Genomic DNA, 16,892 nt, shown 5'->3' with positions numbered 1-16,892 from the left:
GCCCAGACAATTGGCTCCCGCTCAATCCGGGTGACCTGCTCGGAAGAGCCGGATGCGGGAAATCCGCACGTCCGGTTCTGTGAGGGTGAAAGCCAGCAATGGCCGATCTACTCGACTAGGGCTTCAGTGCGATGGCAAGTGACTGATAGCCGCTGCTGGCCAGCTGTTTGCGCACGTCCTGCATGGCGGCGGCGTTGCTGTATGGTCCCAGCTGAACGCGATACCAGGTGCTGCCTTTTATATTGGCCTTGTTGACCCTGGCGCGCAGGCCCAGCAGTCCCAGCTTGGCCTTGAGCGTGTTGGCGTCCTTGCTGCTGCGGAAAGAGCTGACCTGAACGATATAGCGTTTGCCGCTGCCCGCGCTTTTGGGTGGTGTGGCCTGCTGAGGCTCCTGCGGCCTGGGTGGCGGCGCTTTCCTCACCTGCCGTTCGATCTCCTCGTCTGGCACCAGCACCTCCTGGTCAGGCAGCAGGTTGTAGAAATCGAATTTTGGCTTGGCCACCCTGGCAGGTTCGGGAGACACCCGCTGGGGTTCGTGGCTGATGCCCCCGGCGGCTGGCGGTCTGGCGCCAATCCAGTTGTCCCGCGCCGGGGATGAGCCGTATTTCAGGCAGACAAACCCCACTGAGGCCGCACCGAGGATGAATCCCGTGAGCAGCCATATCCAAACCGGAACCGGCTTCTTTCCCCTGCTCCGTGCCGCGCGGCTCTTGTAGTCCCTTCTGGCCATGATTTACATTGTCTCCGGCGCGGATACGCCAATCAGATTCAGTCCGTTGCGCAGCACCTCACGGGTTGCCAGGATGAGCTTGATGCGTGCATCCCGCAGCGCGTCGTCATCCACCAGAAACTGGTGGGCGTTGTAATAGGTGTGGAAGTCGTTGGCCAGATCGCGCAGGTAGTGAGTGAGCTGGTGGGGTTCTTCGTTCAGTGCCGCCGCTTCCACCACTTCCGGGTATCGGGAGAGGCTTTTCATCAGTGCCAGCTCGTGGTCCGCAACCAGGAGTTCGAGGTTGGTATCTCCTGCAGTCGGCTCGATGGAGAAGTGTTTTTCCGACGCCTGGCGCAGCACGGCGAAGATGCGGGCATGGGCATACTGCACGTAGTAGACGGGGTTGTCGCTGGACTGGGACTTGGCCAGGTCCAGGTCGAAATCCAGGTGCTGCTCGCACTTGCGCATGACATAGAAGAAGCGCGCCGCGTCCCGGCCCACTTCCTTGCGCAGCTGGCGCAGGGTGACGAACTCGCCGGAGCGGGTGGACATGGCCAGCTTCTCGCCGTTGCGGTAGAGGATGGCGAACTGTACCAGCAGCACGTCCAGCTTGTCGGCATCATCACCCAGTGCCGTCAGGGCGGCCTTCACCCGGGGCACGTAGCCGTGATGGTCCGCGCCCCAGACGTCGATGACCCGGTCGAAGCCCCTTTCGAGCTTGTCCATGTGATAGGCGATATCCGAGGCGAAGTAAGTGGTCTGGCCGTTGTCGCGCACCACCACCCTGTCCTTTTCATCGCCGAAATCCGTGGAACGGAACCACAGAGCGCCTTTTTCCTCGTAGAGATGGCCGGCATGTCGCAGGCGCTCGACGGCCTTGTTCACCGCGCCGGACTCCACCAGGCTGCGCTCGGAGAACCATTCTTCGTAGGTGACGCCAAATTTCTCCAGGTCATCGCGGATGTCGTCCAGAATGGTGTTCAGGGCCAGCTCGAACACGTAACGGTAGCGGATGTCGCCCAGCAAGTGCCTGCAGCGCTCGATGAGGGCGTCGATGTGCGTTTCCTTGTCGCCGCCTTCGGGTTCATCGGCAGGAATGTCTTTGAAGACTTCGTCGGTATCGAAGCGGTAGTCGTCGGCGTGTTCGCGGTGCAGGGTGGCGGCGATGTCCCACACATAATCCCCCTTGTAGCCGTTGCTGGGGAAAGCCAGTTCTTCTCCCGCCAGTTCCAGGTAACGCAGCCATACGGAAGTGGCGAGAATGTTCATCTGCCGCCCGGCATCGTTTACATAGTATTCCCGGTGCACTTCGAAGCCCACGGCGGCCAGGAGGTCGGCAACCACGGCGCCATAGGCCGCGCCACGCCCGTGACCCACGTGCAGGGGGCCGGTAGGATTGGCGGAGACGAACTCCACCTGAACCTTCTTTCCCTTGCCCAGATCGGAACGCCCGTAATCGTGGGATTCTCGGATGATCTGTGGCACCACGGCGTGATAGGCGTCGGGGGTCAGATAGAAATTGATGAAGCCCGGCCCGGCGATTTCCACCTTTGTTATCTGCGGGTTTTCCGGCAGGGCGCCGATGATCCTTTCCGCCAGATTGCGGGGCTTCATGCCTGCCGCATTGACATTGACCATGGCGGCATTGGTGGCGAAATCGCCGTGAGAGGCATCGCGGGTGCGTTCCACCACGGCTGTCCTGCGCTTTTCAGGATCGACAATGCCCTGGGCTACCAGGCTGTCCAGGGCGATGGAAACCAGATCGGCAATCTGTGATTTCATTAATGAATCCAGTCAGTTGAATGTTTCGTAATGGAATGTGGGGTGAGTCCGAGATCCCCATCAGACCGAACCCGTTATAATAACAGAAATTGTCGGGCTTCATCCGAACAGGAGGTGAGGAATGAGTGGTTGGTTGTACCTGATCGTTTTGCTGCCGGTAGCATACTGGCTGCTGGTCACCGTGGTGGGTGTGCTGTCGGTGCGTAAAATGAGCCATCCGGAAAAGCTGCTGTTGTCCGTGCAGGATGCCGAACGCCTGAACGACCCTCAGGGTATCAGCGACTGGGCCAGGTCGCAGGGTTTCGGGCTGGACAGCCAGTTCGATTTCGATGGCTTGGTGGGCGCGGGCGGGGTGAAGATGGCCGTGGAAGGCTGGTATTCACCTGCAAAGCGTCTCTTCCTGATGCACTACCATGTTCAGGACAAGTTCTACTACGAATTTATTACCGGTCTTGAAGGGGAATACAGCCTTACCACCAGCAGATCAGCCGATTCCCTGGCGCTCCCCTTTCCCCCCAGGGTTTTCATACAGGTCTTCGAGAACGCCTCTCTGGATGCCCTGCTGCAGGAACACGAGAAAGCCCTGGTGTATTTCGAACAGCGCTTCGGGGTAAAGCCGCTCGAGCCGGACCGCCCCCTGCGGGACCTGATCCTGCACTCCCTGAAGGCGCAAATGACCTATGTACAGAGTCAGTCCCTGTGGCAGCTGAAGGTTGGCTGGTGGTATTTGACGCGTCGCCGCAATCTGCGAAACAGATCGGTAGTGGAACAGATCGAGAGCCTGGATAGGGATCAGTAGAGATCCTGGGGATCCACGTCTACTGACCAGCGCACCCGGGTGGCGTCGGGCAGGGTGGACAGGGCCGGTATGAATGCCCCAAGAAACTGCTGCAACTGTTGACGGTCTCCCGATTGCAACAGCAGGTGGGAACGGAACTTTCCGGCGCGTTTTTGCATGGGGGCGGGCACCGGACCCCAGACCTGGATTTCGTGCCCCCCCAATGACTCGATCAGCGTAACAGACTGCTGCAGAAAGGTTTCTGCGGTTTCTGCCTTGCTGGCGCTGGCGCGGATCAGCACCTGATAGCTGCAGGGCGGGAGTTCTGCCTGTGCTCTTTCCCGCAGGGCTTCACGGGCGAAGGCGGCATAGTCTTCGTTCACCAGGGTCTGCAACAGGGGGTGGTCAGGGAAGCGGGTCTGCATCAGCACCTGTCCGGGATGTTCTCCCCGCCCTGCCCTGCCCGCAACCTGGATGATCAGCTGGGCCATGCGTTCGGCGGCACGGAAGTCTGCGCCGAACAGTCCGCCGTCCACATCCACCATGGCGACCAGGGACACGCCGGGGAAATGATGGCCCTTGGCCAGCATCTGGGTGCCCACCAGCAGGCTGGCCTGCCCTTCCCTTGCCTGTTTCAGAAGCTGGTCCAGGCTGCCCCTGGTGCTGGTTGCATCCCGGTCGATGCGCACCAGGGGATGACCGGGAAACTGCTGCTGCAATACCTGCTCCAGCTGTTCCGTGCCCTGCCCCAGCGGATGCAGCTCGGGAGAGCCGCAGGAGGGGCAGTGATCCGGCAGCGGGTGTTCGTTGCCACAATGATGGCAGATGAGTTTCCGCTGACGATAGTGCATGGTCTGGCGGGCGTCGCAGCGTGGACAGTCCGACAGCCAGCCGCAGCTGTAGCAGGTGAGTACCGGGGCATAGCCGCGCCGGTTGAGAAACACCATGGCCTGCTGCCTCCGGGAAAGGGTCTCTTCCAGCGCCTGCAGCAGGGGGGGAGAGAGGCCGCCCTGCAGCCGCTGGTTGCGGATGTCCAGCAGTTGCATGCGGGGCTGGCGGGCCTTGCCTGCGCGGCGGGTCAGCCTGAGCCAGGTGTAGCGATCTTCCATGGCATTCTTCAGGCTTTCCAGGGAAGGGGTGGCCGAGCCCAGCACCACGGGGCAGCCGGCACGCCGGGCGCGTACCAGCGCCATGTCCCTGGCGGAATAACGGAAGCCTTCCTGCTGCTTGTATGAGCTGTCGTGCTCCTCGTCCACCAGCACCAGGCCGAGATCAGGCAGGGGCGCGAGGACCGCTGAGCGGGTGCCCAGCACTACCCGCGCCTGGCCGCGGCTGGCCATGAGCCAGGCCTGTTCCCGTTCCCGGTCGCTTCTGCCGGAATGCAGCACCGCCAGCGGTCCGGGCAGTCGTTTTTCCAGCCGGCTGATGAGCTGGGGAGTGAGCGCGATTTCTGGCACCAGCAGCAGGACGTTTTGTCCCCGTGTCAGCACCTGCTGTGCCAGCCGCAGATAAACCTCGGTCTTGCCGCTGCCGGTCACCCCGTCCAGCAGGAAGGCGCCGTAACGCCCGAGGCCTGCGGAGACCGCTGCAATAGCCCGGTTCTGTTCATCTTCCAGCGTAAAATCAGGCTGTTGTGGTGGGTCAGCCGGGGATGCCGCCGTATCCAGGGTGATCAGTCCCTTGTTCTGCAGCGCCCGCAGGACGCCATGAACGCTGTCGAACTGCCTGCGCAGATCGCCCATGCTCGCCTGTCCCCCCAGCGATTCGAGCCAATTCATGACTTGCCACTGTCGTGGCGCCCGGCGCTGCAGAATTGCCAGGGTCTGGGGGTCAGCATCGAGAAGACGGACGCGGTCCGGACGGGAAAGCAGGGGCTGTTTGCCCTTGCGCAACCGTACCGGCAGCGCAGAAAGCAGAACCTCGCCCACGGGGTGATGATAATACCCGGCCACCCAGCGGAGATAGTCCAGATGTTCCCGGTCCATCAGGGGGGCGTCGTCCAGCACGGCCCGGACGGCCCGCAACCGGTTTCGGGCAATGCTGGTGTGATCCGTCACCTCGATCAGGATGCCGCAGCGTTCGCTGCGGCCAAAGGGCACCAGCAGGCGCTGACCGGGTTGCAGCTTTGGCGTTACGGCATTTTTCGCTGGCAAATAGTCGAACAGGCCATACACCGGTGCCGGCAGTGCAACGCGCAGTATCATGGTCATTTTTCAGCTTTGGCCTGTGGATAACTTTATGGATAATATGCGGGCAAAGCGGCTATCCGCCTGAAAATCCGATGAATTTCTATTATTGTCAAAATGCGCCTAAAGCGGTTAAGTCATTGAATAATCAGCAGTTCGTGTATTTTTCATGCTGCCGGCCGTTGTCGCGGGGTCTGACAGCGCCGGTCTGTGCATCGTTGTGTATAACAATATTCTAATATTCTTTTTATGCCAGTGTTGCTGTGCGGGACAGACTGGGCAAACGCCTGTGCCGGTTGATAATCCATACTTCACTCCGTATCATCCAGCCATGATTTCGCCCAAGGCAAAACCGATATGCTGAACCCGGCCCTTCTGCCCCGTTTTTTCGCGGTACTCATTCTAGCACTGCTGCTGGGGGGGTGTTCTTCCACCAAGCTGGCTGAAAGCTGGGAAGCGCCCGATATCGATGAACCGCCTGCCAGCAGGATTTTGCTGATCGCTCTGATCAAGGATCCTGTGACAAAACGTTTTTTCGAAGCGCATTTCGTCGAGGAAGCCAAAAAGAAGGGGGTGGATGTCATTCCCAGCTACGAGTACATGCCCAACGCGACAGATTCCGATGAAAAGGAGGAAATCGTCAGCCTGGTCAACAAGCTGGGCGTGGAAGGCGTGCTGGTGGCGCAGCTCAAGGGCGTGCACAAGGACTATAAGTATGTACCCAGCCGGCTGGACTGGTATCCCGATGCCTATTCCAGCATGTTCTTCTATGATTACTATTATCAGGGCTACCGCGCCATCTACCGGCCTGGCTACGTGGGTTCAGACAACTATTTCAGTGTGCAGATGCGTTACTTCTCGGCGAAGTCGGAGAAAATGCTCTGGGCCGCGAACACGGTCACTAAGAATCCGCGCTCTGTTGTCGGCACGATCGAACAGATCGCCGATGAGGTACTCAGCGACCTGACCGGCAGCAGCCTGGTCAAGGCCAAGGGATTCATTCAGCGCAAGCTGGATCAGGGAGAGGACACCTGAACCTCTGGGAGCAGATAGCCCTTCATATCGGGGAAGCCTCAGGCACGCCCTTCCAGCCCAAAGCGCCTGCCTCCATGGGGGGCGGCTGCATCAATACCGCCGTGCGGCTTTCCGACGGCGGGCAGCAGTGGTTCGTCAAGCTCAACCAGGCCAGCCGCCTGGACATGTTCGAGGCCGAGGCCGAAGGACTGAAAGAGCTGGCCGATGCCCAAGCCATCCGTGTCCCCCGCCCTCTTTGCACCGGCCAGGCGGACGGGCAGAGCTACATCGCCATGGAATACATATCCCTGGGAGGATCAGGCTCCAATGCCGTGGCCGGCGAGCAGCTCGCGGAACTGCACCGGCATCAGGCCGAGGCCTTCGGCTGGAAACGCGACAATACTATCGGTTCCACCCACCAGCCCAACGGCTGGAGTGCAGACTGGGTGGACTTCTGGCGCTGGCACCGGCTGGGCTTTCAGCTCGAAGAGGCTGCCCGCAAGGGCCTGGGGAGTAACATTCAGCGTCTGGGTGAGAGGCTGCTGGACAGCTTTTCTGTCCTCATGGATCACGACCCGGTCCCTTCCCTGCTCCACGGCGATCTCTGGGGTGGCAACCTGGGGTACGACGATCAGGGCAACCCGGTGATCTACGACCCCGCCACCTACTACGGCGACCGCGAGGCGGAAATCGCCATGACCGAGCTGTTCGGCGGTTTTGGTGGCGCTTTCTATGATGCATACAACAGCACCTGGCCCCTGGATCCGGGCTATGCCACCCGCAAGACCTTTTACAATCTCTACCATATCCTCAACCACGCCAACATGTTCGGCGGTGGCTATGTGGGGCAGGCGCAGCGGATGATGGAAGGACTCCTGGGCGAGTTGGGCTGAAGCTCCCCGGCGGGCGGTTCTGCTGCCATTTTTAATCCCAGCTGTTCAGTTGACATTCATGTCGGTCTTGCTAGGATTTGTGCAGGAAAAACAAAGGAGTGACGCTATGAAAGCAAGCATTGTGTTGAGCCTGCTGATTGCCGGCATGACGGTCGTCAGCATGGCTTCCGGCTCAGGGAGCGAGGGTTCCTCTCCGCCAGAGCGCAGCCGGGTGGAAACCCTGACGCTGTCGGACGGTAACAGGCTGCAGGTTGTTTATGTGGATGAACGGCTGGTTACCATCATTCATGACAAAGAGGGATTCTTCACCCGAAAGAGCGATGAACCTGAGATTGTCGACAAAGCCCCTGCCCTTAAGACCTGGGCGGGACATCATCCGGCCCGGGTGACAAAGTTCGATTTTGCCGAATACACTGGTTCGGACAGGAAGCTGGCCCCGGCTGAAAGTATGTGGCAGCTGCGTGACGATGCCGACAATATCATGGGGTACATCTTCTGTGGTGACAAAGGTTGCGGCTACAATGGCTATCCACCCGAAGGAAGCTGATTCCGCATGACAGGCCAATAAACATAAAGAAGCCCCCATGATCGGGGGCTTTTTTATGTTTGCTGTTGCGTCGGTACCTGGTCTTGTCCCGGACCACCTGGCTGCGGTATTGCCGCTGCATCACCAGGCGCTTGGCCTTGCCTTTCTTCATGGCTGCTTCTCCAGTGTAATGAATTGATAATCATGGGGGTTGTTCTCATCCGCACGATGAACCTCGCGGGCGGTCTCCCGCCATTCATCTGTCTCGTATGCCGGAAACCGGGCGTCGCCCTCCACTTCCTTATCGATCTGTGTCAGGTACATGCGCCTAGCATGAGACAGGGCCTGGGTGTAAAGGTTCGCCCCGCCGACGATCATGATCTCATCTGTGTCACCGGCGGCGGCGATAGCCTCTTCCAGGGAATGGACCACCCGCGCGCCCTCGGCGCGGTAGTTTCGGTTGCGGGTCACCACGATATGCGGCCTGCCGGGCAACAGGCCCGGTAGTGACTCCCAGGTTTTGCGTCCCATGATCATGGGTTTGCCCATGGTGACCTGCTTGAAGTGCTGCAGATCGGCGGGAAGATGCCAGGGCAGACGGTTGTCCTGACCGATGACCCGGTCACGGGCCATGGCGCATATGATGCTGATGTCGGGTAACTTGTTCATGCCGCGCATTATCGCTGCTCAAAAAGAAACCCGCCAGCGGCGGGTTTCTTCGGTTAACGTGATTGGCTGCTTACGCGGCCTGATCGACGCAGAGTTCCTCTTCGGCTTCGATCATCATTTCAATCACTACTTCCATTTCAGACGGGTTTTCCCCGGCCACTTCGCGCCATTCGGCACAATCGAGTTTCAGTACTTCTTCAGTCATGGCAACCTCCAATTCAGCTGCATTAGTAATTTAGATAATCATAATATACTGAATAGCAGATGGGGGTGTATTGATAATTATCAATGGTTGAGCGGTAATCAGTCACAAATGGCGAGGAAATATCTGGTAACGATTAGGGGTAGTTACTACCCAATTGTAACAAATATTCTTCTAATAACAGTTAGTTACTTGATGATTGGGGTGAAGATCGGCTCAGATTGCGATAGGTGCGCGAATACCGGGGTGGCAGGTGTAATCGGCGATTTCGAAATCCTCGTAGGTGAAATCGTCCAGATTCTGTACAGTTTCGTTCAGCCGCATGTGTGGCAGGGGGAAAGGCTCCCGGGACAGCTGCAGATCGGCCTGTTCTAGATGATTGCTGTATAGATGGGCATCGCCCAGCGTATGAATGAAGTCACCGGGTTGCAGGCCGCAGACCTGGGCCACCATCAGGGTGAGCAGCGCATAACTGGCGATGTTGAAAGGTACGCCGAGAAAAATATCCGCGCTGCGCTGGTAGAGCTGGCAGGAAAGCCGGCCGTCACGTACATAGAACTGGAAGAAGGCATGGCAGGGCGCCAGGGCCATCCTGCCCTGAGCGACATTGTCCTGGGGTGAGATGGTTTCGTCGGGCAGATCCGCGGGGTTCCAGGCGGAAACGATGATGCGCCTGGAATTCGGCGTGGTCCTGATCTGTTCGACGATCTGGGCAATCTGGTCGATGTGACGACCGTCCGGCGCTGGCCAGGATCGCCACTGATAACCGTAGATAGACCCAAGATCGCCTCTTTTGTCGGCCCATTCGTCCCAGATGCTGACGCCATTGTCTTTCAGGTAGGCGGTGTTGGTGTCCCCCCTGAGGAACCACAGCAGCTCGTGGATCACCGATTTGAGGTGAATCTTCTTGGTGGTGACCAGGGGAAAACCTTCATTCAGATCGAAGCGCATCTGATGGCCGAATACGGAATAAGTGCCGGTGCCCGTGCGGTCTCCCTTGGGAGCCCCTTCGGTGCGCACCCGCTGCAGCAGTTCCAGGTATTGTTTCATTTGTGAGCCTCCGCATGGGTCAGGGGCTGGCGGTAGGCCAGCAGCATCATGATGATGCCGGTGAGTATCATGGGCAGAGACAGGATCTGACCCATGGTCAGCCAGCCGCCTGCCAGGTAGCCCAGCTGTACGTCTGGCATGCGCACGAACTCGATCAGGAAGCGAAAGCTTCCGTAACCGATGAGGAACAGGGCAGATACCGCCATGCGCGGATGGGGACGGCTGGAGAACCACCACAGCAGGATGAAAAGCAACAGTCCTTCGCCCAGGGCCTCATACAATTGATTGGGATGCAGGGGAGGGGTCCATTCCGTGCCCGGCGGCAGCCCCAGCTTGTCGCGGCAGAGGCTGACGAATTCGCTGCAGCGCAGCTGCATGGCCCAGGGCAGGTCCGTGGGCTTGCCCCACAGTTCACCGTTGATGAAGTTGCCGATGCGTCCGGTGAACAAACCGATGGTGATGTAGGGGGCGATGAAATCTGTCAGCTCGAAGAAGGATTTGCCATGCTTGCGCTGGTACAGCCACATGGCGGTAAGCACGCCCAGAAAGCCGCCATGGAAGGACATGCCGCCTTCCCAGACCCGGAAGATGCGCGTCGGGTCAGCCAGCCAGTCATTGAATCCATAGAACAGGATATAGCCCAGGCGCCCTCCCAGCACCACACCCACGGCACAGTAGAACAGCAGGTCGTCCACCTGCTGGGCGGTCCAGTCGCTTTTGCCGTGCCTGATGCGCCAGCGTGCCAGTGCCCAGCCGCCCAGCATGCCCACCAGGTACATGAGGCCGTACCAGTGTATCTTCAAAGGCCCCACGGAAAGGGCAACAGGATCGATTTCAGGATAGATCATGGATCAGAAAGACGGCAGAACCCGCAGATAGAAGGTTTTCAGATACCCGGTTTCCTCGATAGCCGGGTGGATGGGGTGATCCGGTCCCTGCTGGCCACGTTCCACCAGCTGCATGCTGCGGTCGCGGTGGCGGGAGGCCTGCTGCAATGTCTGCAGCATCCGCGCCTCTTCCATGTGATAGGAACAGGACGAACTCACCAGCAGGCCGTCCTTGCGCAGCACGCTGATGGCAGCTTCGTTGATGCGCCGGTAGGCGAGGGTGCCTTCCTTCAGGTCTTTCTTGCGCTTGATAAAGGCAGGGGGATCGACCAGCACGATATCGAAGCGCTCGCCGGCGTGCTTGAGTTCCTTGAGCGCGCTGAGGCTGTCGCTGCGCAGGGTGTCCAGCTTGTCCGACAGTCCGTTCAGCGCGGCGTTGCGGGTCGCGAGCGCCAGGGCCTTTTCCGAGGAATCCACGCAAGTGACGGCGGTCGCGCCTCCTTTTGCGGCCCGCACGCCCCAGGCGCCTGCGTAGCTGAACAGATCCAGCACGCGCTTGCCTGCCACCCAGGGCAGCAGGCGCCGGCGGTTGTTGGCCTGATCAAAGAACCAGCCGGTCTTCTGTCCTTCGAACAGGGATGTCTCGAAATCACAGTCGTCTTCCGACAGCCGTACCTGTTCGGGGATCTTTCCCGAGGCCACTTCCACGTAGCGTTCCAGGCCTTCCTGCTCGCGTACCGTCACGTCGTTGCGCAGCAGGATGCCGGAGGGATGGACGACTTTGTTCAGCGCGCCGATGATGGCGTCCTTCTGCGCTTCCATGCCCGCGGTAGTGATCTGCACTGACAGGTATTTTCCGAAACGGTCCACCACCAGGCCGGGAATGCCGTCGGATTCAGCGAACAGCAGGCGGTAGAAGGGTTGGCTGTAGAGGCGATCACGCAGGCTCAGGGCCACTTTGATGCGGTGTACCAGCAGGGACTGGTCCAGCAGGTGATCCTGCTGGCGGCTGACGATGCGTGCGCAGATCAGGGAGTTGGGGTTCACGTAGGCCCAGGCCAGCCATTTCTCGTCGTGATTCATGAGCGCGACCTGCTCGCCGGGCTGAAAATCCTTGAGGGGCGAGCGTTTCGTATCCACCTCGTTGCTGTACACCCACAGGTGTCCGGCGCGCAGGCGGCGTTCGTGGTTCTTTTTCAGAAAGAGTACGGGAATTTCCATGGGGCGCTATTGTGCCGAAAAAGCCCCGCCAATGATAGGCAGCGCCGTCTCATTCGCGGATAATATGTGTTCTGTCCGAGCTGGAGAACCCGTGAACAGGCATTTTGACGTCATCATCGTCGGCGCAGGCGCCGCCGGACTCATGTGCGCCATGGAAGCGGGCCGGCGTGGCCGGCGGGTGCTGGTGGTGGAAAAGGCGGGCAGGGCAGGGAACAAGATCCGCATTTCCGGTGGCGGCAAGAGCAATTTCACCAATCTGGATGTCAGCCCGGAGAATTACCTGTCCCAAAACCCCCATTTCTGCAAATCCGCGCTGGCACGCTATACGCAGTGGGATTTCATGGCGCTGATGTCTGAACATGGCCTGACCTGGGAAGAACGTGAGCACGGCCAGCTGTTCTGTGAGCAGGGCGCCCAGGCCATCGTGGATATGCTGCTCGACGAATGCGCCAGGGCGGGAGCCGAGCTGTGTTATGACTGTGAGATCCTGGCGCTGGACAGGCAGGCAGGTTTTACCTTGCAGACCAGGCAGGGTGATTTCAGCTGCGATTCCCTGGTGATCGCCACCGGGGGACCTTCCATCCCCCGCATGGGATCGACGGACTTCGGCGTACAGGTGGCGAAACGCTTCGGCCTGAAAAGCATCCCCTTCAGACCAGCCCTGGTGCCTTTTACCTTCCCCACCGGCTTCCTCGGGGATCTGGCCGGGATCTCCCTGGAAGCGGAAGTCAGCTGCAACGGTGCGGTGTTCCGGGAACAGCTGCTCATCACCCACCGTGGCCTGAGCGGGCCGGTGATCCTGCAGGCTTCCTCCTACTGGAGCAAGGGTGATGCCATCAGCATCGATTTGCTGCCCAGCCTGGATGCGGCTGACTGGCTGAGAGCAGAGCAGGGCGCCCGTCCCAATATCTGGCTGAAAACCCTGCTGTCGGAAAAACTGCCCCGGCGGCTGGCGCAGGCCTTGTGCGAGCAGCTGTTCGACGATGGGCCCCTGCAGCAGTTCCAGCAGAAACGGCTCCAGGAAACCGGTGCGACCCTCAACGCCTGGCGGCTGGTTCCCAGCGGAACAGAAGGTATGCGGACAGCGGAAGTGGCCACCGGCGGTGTGGATACCAACGAGCTGTCGTCCCGCACCCTGGCGTCGCGCAAGGTTCCCGGTCTGTATTTCATCGGTGAAACCGTGGACGTGACCGGGCATCTCGGGGGCTACAGCTTCCAGTGGGCCTGGGCTTCGGGCTGGTGCGCGGGGCAGTTCGTGTGATGAGCCAGGCGGAAACCCTTTTCGAGACGGCCTTTGGCAGCTACCGGCTGACCCGCCTGCCTGCGCGACGCCGGGAACTGCTGCGCGCGTGGGATGCGGCGGATGAATACCTGCTCGATACAGTGGCGGAGGAAGTGAAGCCAGGCACCCAAAGCCGTATCCTGGTATTGAATGACAGTTTCGGCGCCCTGGCGGTGGCGTTGCATGAGTTTGCTGTGTGGTCCTTGAGTGATTCCGTGCTGGCTCACGAGGCCACGCGGCAGAACTACAGCGCGAACGGATTTTCCACGGAAAGGCTGAAGTTGCTCACCAGCCTGGATGTCCCGGCGGAAAGCCCTAGCCTGGTGCTCATCAGGGCACCCAAGACCCTGGCCCTGCTGGAGTACCAACTGACCCGCCTGCGCCCCCTGTTTTCGGCGCAGACCACGGTCATCGTGGCGGGTATGGTGAAGAACATGCAGCCCGGTCTGTGGAAACTGCTGGAGAAAGTGCTGGGTCCTACACGCACATCCCTGGCGCGCAAGAAAGCGCGGCTGATCCGTGTGAGTTTCGATCCGGATCTGGTCGTGCCCGAGAATCCCTATCCTACGCGCTACATCCTGGAGAATACGGGCTTCAGGATCACCAACCATGCCAATGTCTTTTCCCGGGCTAAGCTGGATATCGGCACGCGGTTTTTTCTGCAGCATCTGCCGCCATGTCCCCCTGCCGGTAACATCATCGATCTGGGTTGTGGCAATGGTGTGCTGGCGCTGATGATGCTGCAGGACTGTCCGGGGAGCAGGGTGCATTGTGTGGATGAGTCCTACATGGCCGTCGCTTCGGCCCGGGAGACGCTGCAGGATGCTTTCGGCCAAACAGTATCTGCCAGCTTTCATGCAGCATGGAATCTGTCCGGTTTCGATGCCGGTTCGGCGGCGCTGGTATTGTGCAATCCGCCTTTTCACCAGCAGCATATTGTGGGTGACCAGATCGCCACGGCCATGTTCCGGGATGCGCGGCGGGTGCTGGCAGAAGGCGGTGAGCTGTGGGTGGTGGGCAACCGGCATCTGGGTTACCACAAAACCCTGAAGCGCCTGTTCGGCAATGCCGAACTCGTGGCGTCCAGCCCGAAGTTCATCATTCTTCGGGCTGTCAGGCGGAAGGTGCTGGACCATCACTAGGGGCAGCTGACAGTCTGGCCATAAATGCGCAACTGCGCGCCGGATACTACCAGCAGTTCGTCACCGTCTCGTACCCTGATCCAGGGCGCTTCCAGTATCAGCTTGTGAGTCGTCCCGACAGTGATTTTGAACGGCGAGGCGGGTGCGGTTTCGATGCCTGTTTCCGATGAAAAATAGGTGGCACCGATACCTGTATAAGCTGGCCCCGTCAGCTGTCGGATGCCTGTCTCACATTGGTTTTTTGTCACGATGAAAGGCAGGTCGTTTCCTGTTCCCAAACTGTAGTAGGAGGAAGAAACGCCTTCATGCAAATTATCAATACATTCAGTCAGTGCCTTGGCTGAAAAATCCACCTGATAGGATGCGCCAGGTGCAAGTGCATCCACGAAGGTCTTGTATCCATAACCGGATGAGGTGTCATCAAAATTGCTTGTATCTTCAAATGCCAGGCAACTTGGTAAGCTGGAAACACCAACCTGGATTTTCGGTGGAATGGGCAGCAATGTGGTGTTCGTAACAGACAATCTGAATGCCAGGATGTCGCCGGGTAGGGCTACACCACCCAAACCGGGATTTAACCATTCAGGTTGTATTTTCCAGCTTGGGCGATATTAAAAGTCGTTAATGAGTGGTCCGACTTTGTAGGAGGCAGTGCTTCCGGCACCCGTCTTGGCGGTTACACAATAGCTGTAGATAGCACGCGAAATAGGAAGGGTATCGATGTATTCATTGCCGCCAGGGCCATTGTGATCAGCGACTTGCAGCAGGTTGCCTGAATCGTCATAAAGTGACAAGATAAAATCCGTGTTGCTGCCGTCATTTTCAGGGTCTGCGCGCAAGGCTAGAATAAGATTGTCATTCTCGTTTCCAGACAGGCGAAAACAGTCAATATCGGTATCTCCGCTGAGCTCGCCCAGATGCGAATTTGACGAAATGTTACCCGTTTCCGGTGTATCGTTTGGCTCATTTTCTCCTGCATACCCAATTGATGTGATGTAGATGCGAAGCGTATATCCTGAAATGGTACTCCCGGAATCTGCTGCTTCCACTTTGATATAGATCGGTGTGTCCGATCCGGTTTGGAAGTGTTGCTAGGCGAGTACCGAACCGTTTTTCCAACCGTTCTGATCCTGTTGCAGCAAGGTTGATCCGTCCGAACCATAGACACTGAGCTTGGCAAGCTTGTCGGTCGTACTGGCTGAAGTGTCCAATACGGCAACGAACCCCCAGAATGGGTTGAAGCCATGCACTTCGAAGACATCGGTATCGCCAGCGATACCGATGCTGCCGCTTACGCTGGTCAGTCCTTGTTGCTTTCCAAGATCCTGAGCGCTTGCCGGTGTGTCGTTGGGTTCGCTCTCATTCAGAGCATAGGCCATAGGGGTGCCTGTGAGAAGCAACACAAGACAAATCCGGTGCAGCAGCAGTTTTATCTGTGATTGGGCGTTTGTTGTTTGATTCAAGCTGTTCTCCTTTTCCGAAAAACCGGGCTGGCCGAAAACTCAGGTTGCCGCTTACCAGGGCATGAAGGTGTTCATCGCCCGCATGGGCTTGTTCATCTGGCGCATGTCGCGGCCCATGAGGCCGGTGTTGATGGTCATGACGCGCACGGAGTTCTTCATGTCGCCGATGTCGTCGGTTACGGTGATGATGGAATCGTTCATGGTGTCGATATTGTCGGCCATGATTTTCATGTTTCCCTGCATCAGGGAAATATCACCGGTAAGCAGATCCATGCTGACGTTCACCTTGTCGAAGGCCAGGCTGATATCTCCGATGCGGCCGTTCATCTGGGCAATGTTCTGGTCCATGTGCTGCATTGTGCCTACCATCAGTGAGACCTGGTCGGTCATGGTGGCGATATTGCCGGACAGCTGGGAGATGTTCTGCGCCATCTGTGCCATGTTGCTCTCCATGGCCGGGTCGAAGGAGGAAGACATCTTGTGCATGTCCTGGGTCACATGGTAGATGAGGTAGAAGCCCGACATGGCAAGCAGGCCCATGATGAGCATGGCGGGATAGACCATGCGTTCCCAACGCCGCACACTGGCATCGAAACCCTTGACGAAGCGGGTCAGGGAAATCTCCAGTTTAACCATCGCCTTCTGTTCCGGCGACAGGCTTTTGTAGTCAGGGGCAAAGGTGCGGGGGGCTTTTTCTAGCATTTCGATTCAGTACTCAAACACCGGCTCCAACCATTTTGGAGTCGCAGCTTTTAGCTTAGCCCGAAAGTGGTGGCCGCGCCTTGACTTAATGCAATCCAGTTGACCGAGATCATGGAATATGTTGGCCAAAGGGCCGTTGGTGGATGATCTACATTGAAAGCGGGCAATTTGCAACAGATGAAGGTTGTATTGTCTTCGCGCATTGACATTAAAAAATGCAGCGCAATACTTATAGCAGTATCTGGTAAAGAGGAGAAAGCCATGGCTATACCCGCAATCACAAGAGATTTTATCCGGGCTGTATATGCCCGCCTTGTCGCCGCTAACAGGCTGTTGAAAAAGACATCGATTTTCCCGCTAGTTCCACTTGGGAATGGAATTTGATTGTCTTTTTGCGGGCACAGCATCGTTTTTCGATAATTTTGACCCAATTTCCCCTGTTC

19 protein-coding genes are annotated in these 16,892 nt (G+C 58.4%); 6 read left to right on the top strand and 13 right to left on the bottom strand.

Features of this window, described 5'->3' with window-relative positions; translation table 11 throughout:
• Positions 1–115 precede the first annotated feature (115 nt).
• Both ACOCD2_RS03435 and argS read right to left on the bottom strand, forming a co-directional pair.
• Positions 116–730, bottom strand: a complete 615-nt coding sequence (locus tag ACOCD2_RS03435) for an SPOR domain-containing protein (RefSeq protein WP_293645058.1) — start codon at positions 728–730, stop codon at positions 116–118.
• 3 nt (positions 731–733) lie between these two features.
• Positions 734–2,494: an arginine--tRNA ligase gene (argS, locus tag ACOCD2_RS03430; protein ID WP_293645060.1), complete on the bottom strand. Its 1,761-nt coding sequence runs from the start codon at positions 2,492–2,494 to the stop codon at positions 734–736.
• Positions 2,495–2,615: 121 nt separating this feature from the next.
• Between argS and ACOCD2_RS03425 the strand changes: the two genes are divergently transcribed.
• Complete coding sequence (locus ACOCD2_RS03425) at positions 2,616–3,293, top strand: hypothetical protein (RefSeq protein WP_293645062.1); 678 nt, start codon at positions 2,616–2,618, stop codon at positions 3,291–3,293.
• On the opposite strand, the gene ACOCD2_RS03420 is transcribed toward ACOCD2_RS03425, so the two are convergent.
• Positions 3,287–5,482: a primosomal protein N' gene (locus ACOCD2_RS03420; protein ID WP_293645064.1), complete on the bottom strand. Its 2,196-nt coding sequence runs from the start codon at positions 5,480–5,482 to the stop codon at positions 3,287–3,289. The two genes, ACOCD2_RS03425 and ACOCD2_RS03420, sit on opposite strands and share 7 nt — an antisense overlap.
• A 333-nt stretch (positions 5,483–5,815) precedes the next feature.
• Here ACOCD2_RS03420 and ACOCD2_RS03415 point away from each other — a divergent pair, with 333 nt between their 5' ends.
• The 3 genes from ACOCD2_RS03415 to ACOCD2_RS03405 all read left to right on the top strand — a co-directional run bounded on the left by ACOCD2_RS03415 (position 5,816) and on the right by ACOCD2_RS03405 (position 7,912).
• On the top strand, positions 5,816–6,493 hold the full coding sequence (locus ACOCD2_RS03415) for a hypothetical protein (protein ID WP_293645066.1): 678 nt from the start codon (positions 5,816–5,818) through the stop codon (positions 6,491–6,493).
• Positions 6,454–7,365 (top strand): fructosamine kinase family protein, encoded by a 912-nt coding sequence (locus ACOCD2_RS03410; protein WP_308318021.1) that lies wholly within the window; start codon positions 6,454–6,456, stop codon positions 7,363–7,365. The genes ACOCD2_RS03415 and ACOCD2_RS03410 overlap by 40 nt, the downstream gene beginning before the upstream one ends.
• A 106-nt stretch (positions 7,366–7,471) precedes the next feature.
• Positions 7,472–7,912 (top strand): hypothetical protein, encoded by a 441-nt coding sequence (locus ACOCD2_RS03405; RefSeq protein ID WP_293645068.1) that lies wholly within the window; start codon positions 7,472–7,474, stop codon positions 7,910–7,912.
• A 147-nt stretch (positions 7,913–8,059) separates the two neighbouring features.
• Here ACOCD2_RS03405 and folA read toward each other — a convergent pair whose 3' ends face one another.
• The 5 genes from folA to ACOCD2_RS03380 all read right to left on the bottom strand — a co-directional run bounded on the left by folA (position 8,060) and on the right by ACOCD2_RS03380 (position 11,860).
• Positions 8,060–8,569, bottom strand: coding sequence for a type 3 dihydrofolate reductase (folA, locus tag ACOCD2_RS03400; protein WP_305801222.1), 510 nt, complete (start codon positions 8,567–8,569; stop codon positions 8,060–8,062).
• 61 nt (positions 8,570–8,630) lie between these two features.
• Entirely contained in the window at positions 8,631–8,765 is a 135-nt protein-coding gene (locus ACOCD2_RS03395; protein ID WP_293645072.1) for a hypothetical protein, read from the bottom strand.
• A 213-nt stretch (positions 8,766–8,978) separates the two neighbouring features.
• The gene (locus ACOCD2_RS03390) at positions 8,979–9,812 is read right to left on the bottom strand and encodes a thymidylate synthase (protein ID WP_293645074.1); all 834 of its coding nucleotides are present in this window, start codon (positions 9,810–9,812) and stop codon (positions 8,979–8,981) included.
• A complete protein-coding gene (lgt, locus tag ACOCD2_RS03385; RefSeq protein WP_293645076.1) occupies positions 9,809–10,660 on the bottom strand; it encodes a prolipoprotein diacylglyceryl transferase in 852 nt (283 codons plus the stop codon). The genes ACOCD2_RS03390 and lgt overlap by 4 nt, the downstream gene beginning before the upstream one ends.
• A gap of 3 nt (positions 10,661–10,663) precedes the next feature.
• Complete coding sequence (locus tag ACOCD2_RS03380; RefSeq protein ID WP_293645078.1) at positions 10,664–11,860, bottom strand: class I SAM-dependent rRNA methyltransferase; 1,197 nt, start codon at positions 11,858–11,860, stop codon at positions 10,664–10,666.
• Positions 11,861–11,951: 91 nt separating this feature from the next.
• On the opposite strand from ACOCD2_RS03380, the gene ACOCD2_RS03375 reads away from it, so the two are divergent.
• Both ACOCD2_RS03375 and ACOCD2_RS03370 read left to right on the top strand, forming a co-directional pair.
• Positions 11,952–13,121, top strand: coding sequence for an NAD(P)/FAD-dependent oxidoreductase (locus ACOCD2_RS03375; protein WP_293645080.1), 1,170 nt, complete (start codon positions 11,952–11,954; stop codon positions 13,119–13,121).
• Positions 13,100–14,284, top strand: a complete 1,185-nt coding sequence (locus ACOCD2_RS03370) for a methyltransferase (protein ID WP_294105341.1) — start codon at positions 13,100–13,102, stop codon at positions 14,282–14,284. Before ACOCD2_RS03375 ends, ACOCD2_RS03370 begins: the two co-directional genes overlap by 22 nt.
• On the opposite strand, the gene ACOCD2_RS03365 is transcribed toward ACOCD2_RS03370, so the two are convergent.
• From ACOCD2_RS03365 to ACOCD2_RS03345, 5 genes are all read right to left on the bottom strand, one after another.
• Complete coding sequence (locus ACOCD2_RS03365; RefSeq protein ID WP_293645083.1) at positions 14,281–14,808, bottom strand: hypothetical protein; 528 nt, start codon at positions 14,806–14,808, stop codon at positions 14,281–14,283. The genes ACOCD2_RS03370 and ACOCD2_RS03365 overlap by 4 nt on opposite strands.
• A gap of 87 nt (positions 14,809–14,895) precedes the next feature.
• Positions 14,896–15,333: a hypothetical protein gene (locus tag ACOCD2_RS03360; protein ID WP_293649876.1), complete on the bottom strand. Its 438-nt coding sequence runs from the start codon at positions 15,331–15,333 to the stop codon at positions 14,896–14,898.
• 42 nt (positions 15,334–15,375) lie between these two features.
• Positions 15,376–15,747 (bottom strand): hypothetical protein, encoded by a 372-nt coding sequence (locus tag ACOCD2_RS03355; protein WP_293649877.1) that lies wholly within the window; start codon positions 15,745–15,747, stop codon positions 15,376–15,378.
• A 51-nt stretch (positions 15,748–15,798) separates the two neighbouring features.
• A complete protein-coding gene (locus ACOCD2_RS03350; RefSeq protein WP_293649878.1) occupies positions 15,799–16,449 on the bottom strand; it encodes a hypothetical protein in 651 nt (216 codons plus the stop codon).
• Positions 16,450–16,499: 50 nt separating this feature from the next.
• On the bottom strand, positions 16,500–16,892 hold a 393-nt coding region (locus ACOCD2_RS03345; protein ID WP_293649879.1), incomplete at its 5' end, for a hypothetical protein.

This window comes from Thiolapillus sp. (assembly GCF_048562965.1).
GTDB lineage: Bacteria > Pseudomonadota > Gammaproteobacteria > Chromatiales > Chromatiaceae > Thiolapillus > Thiolapillus brandeum_A.
The sequence above is the reverse complement of the archived record's forward strand: the minus strand, read 5'-3'. Positions and strand labels throughout refer to the sequence as shown.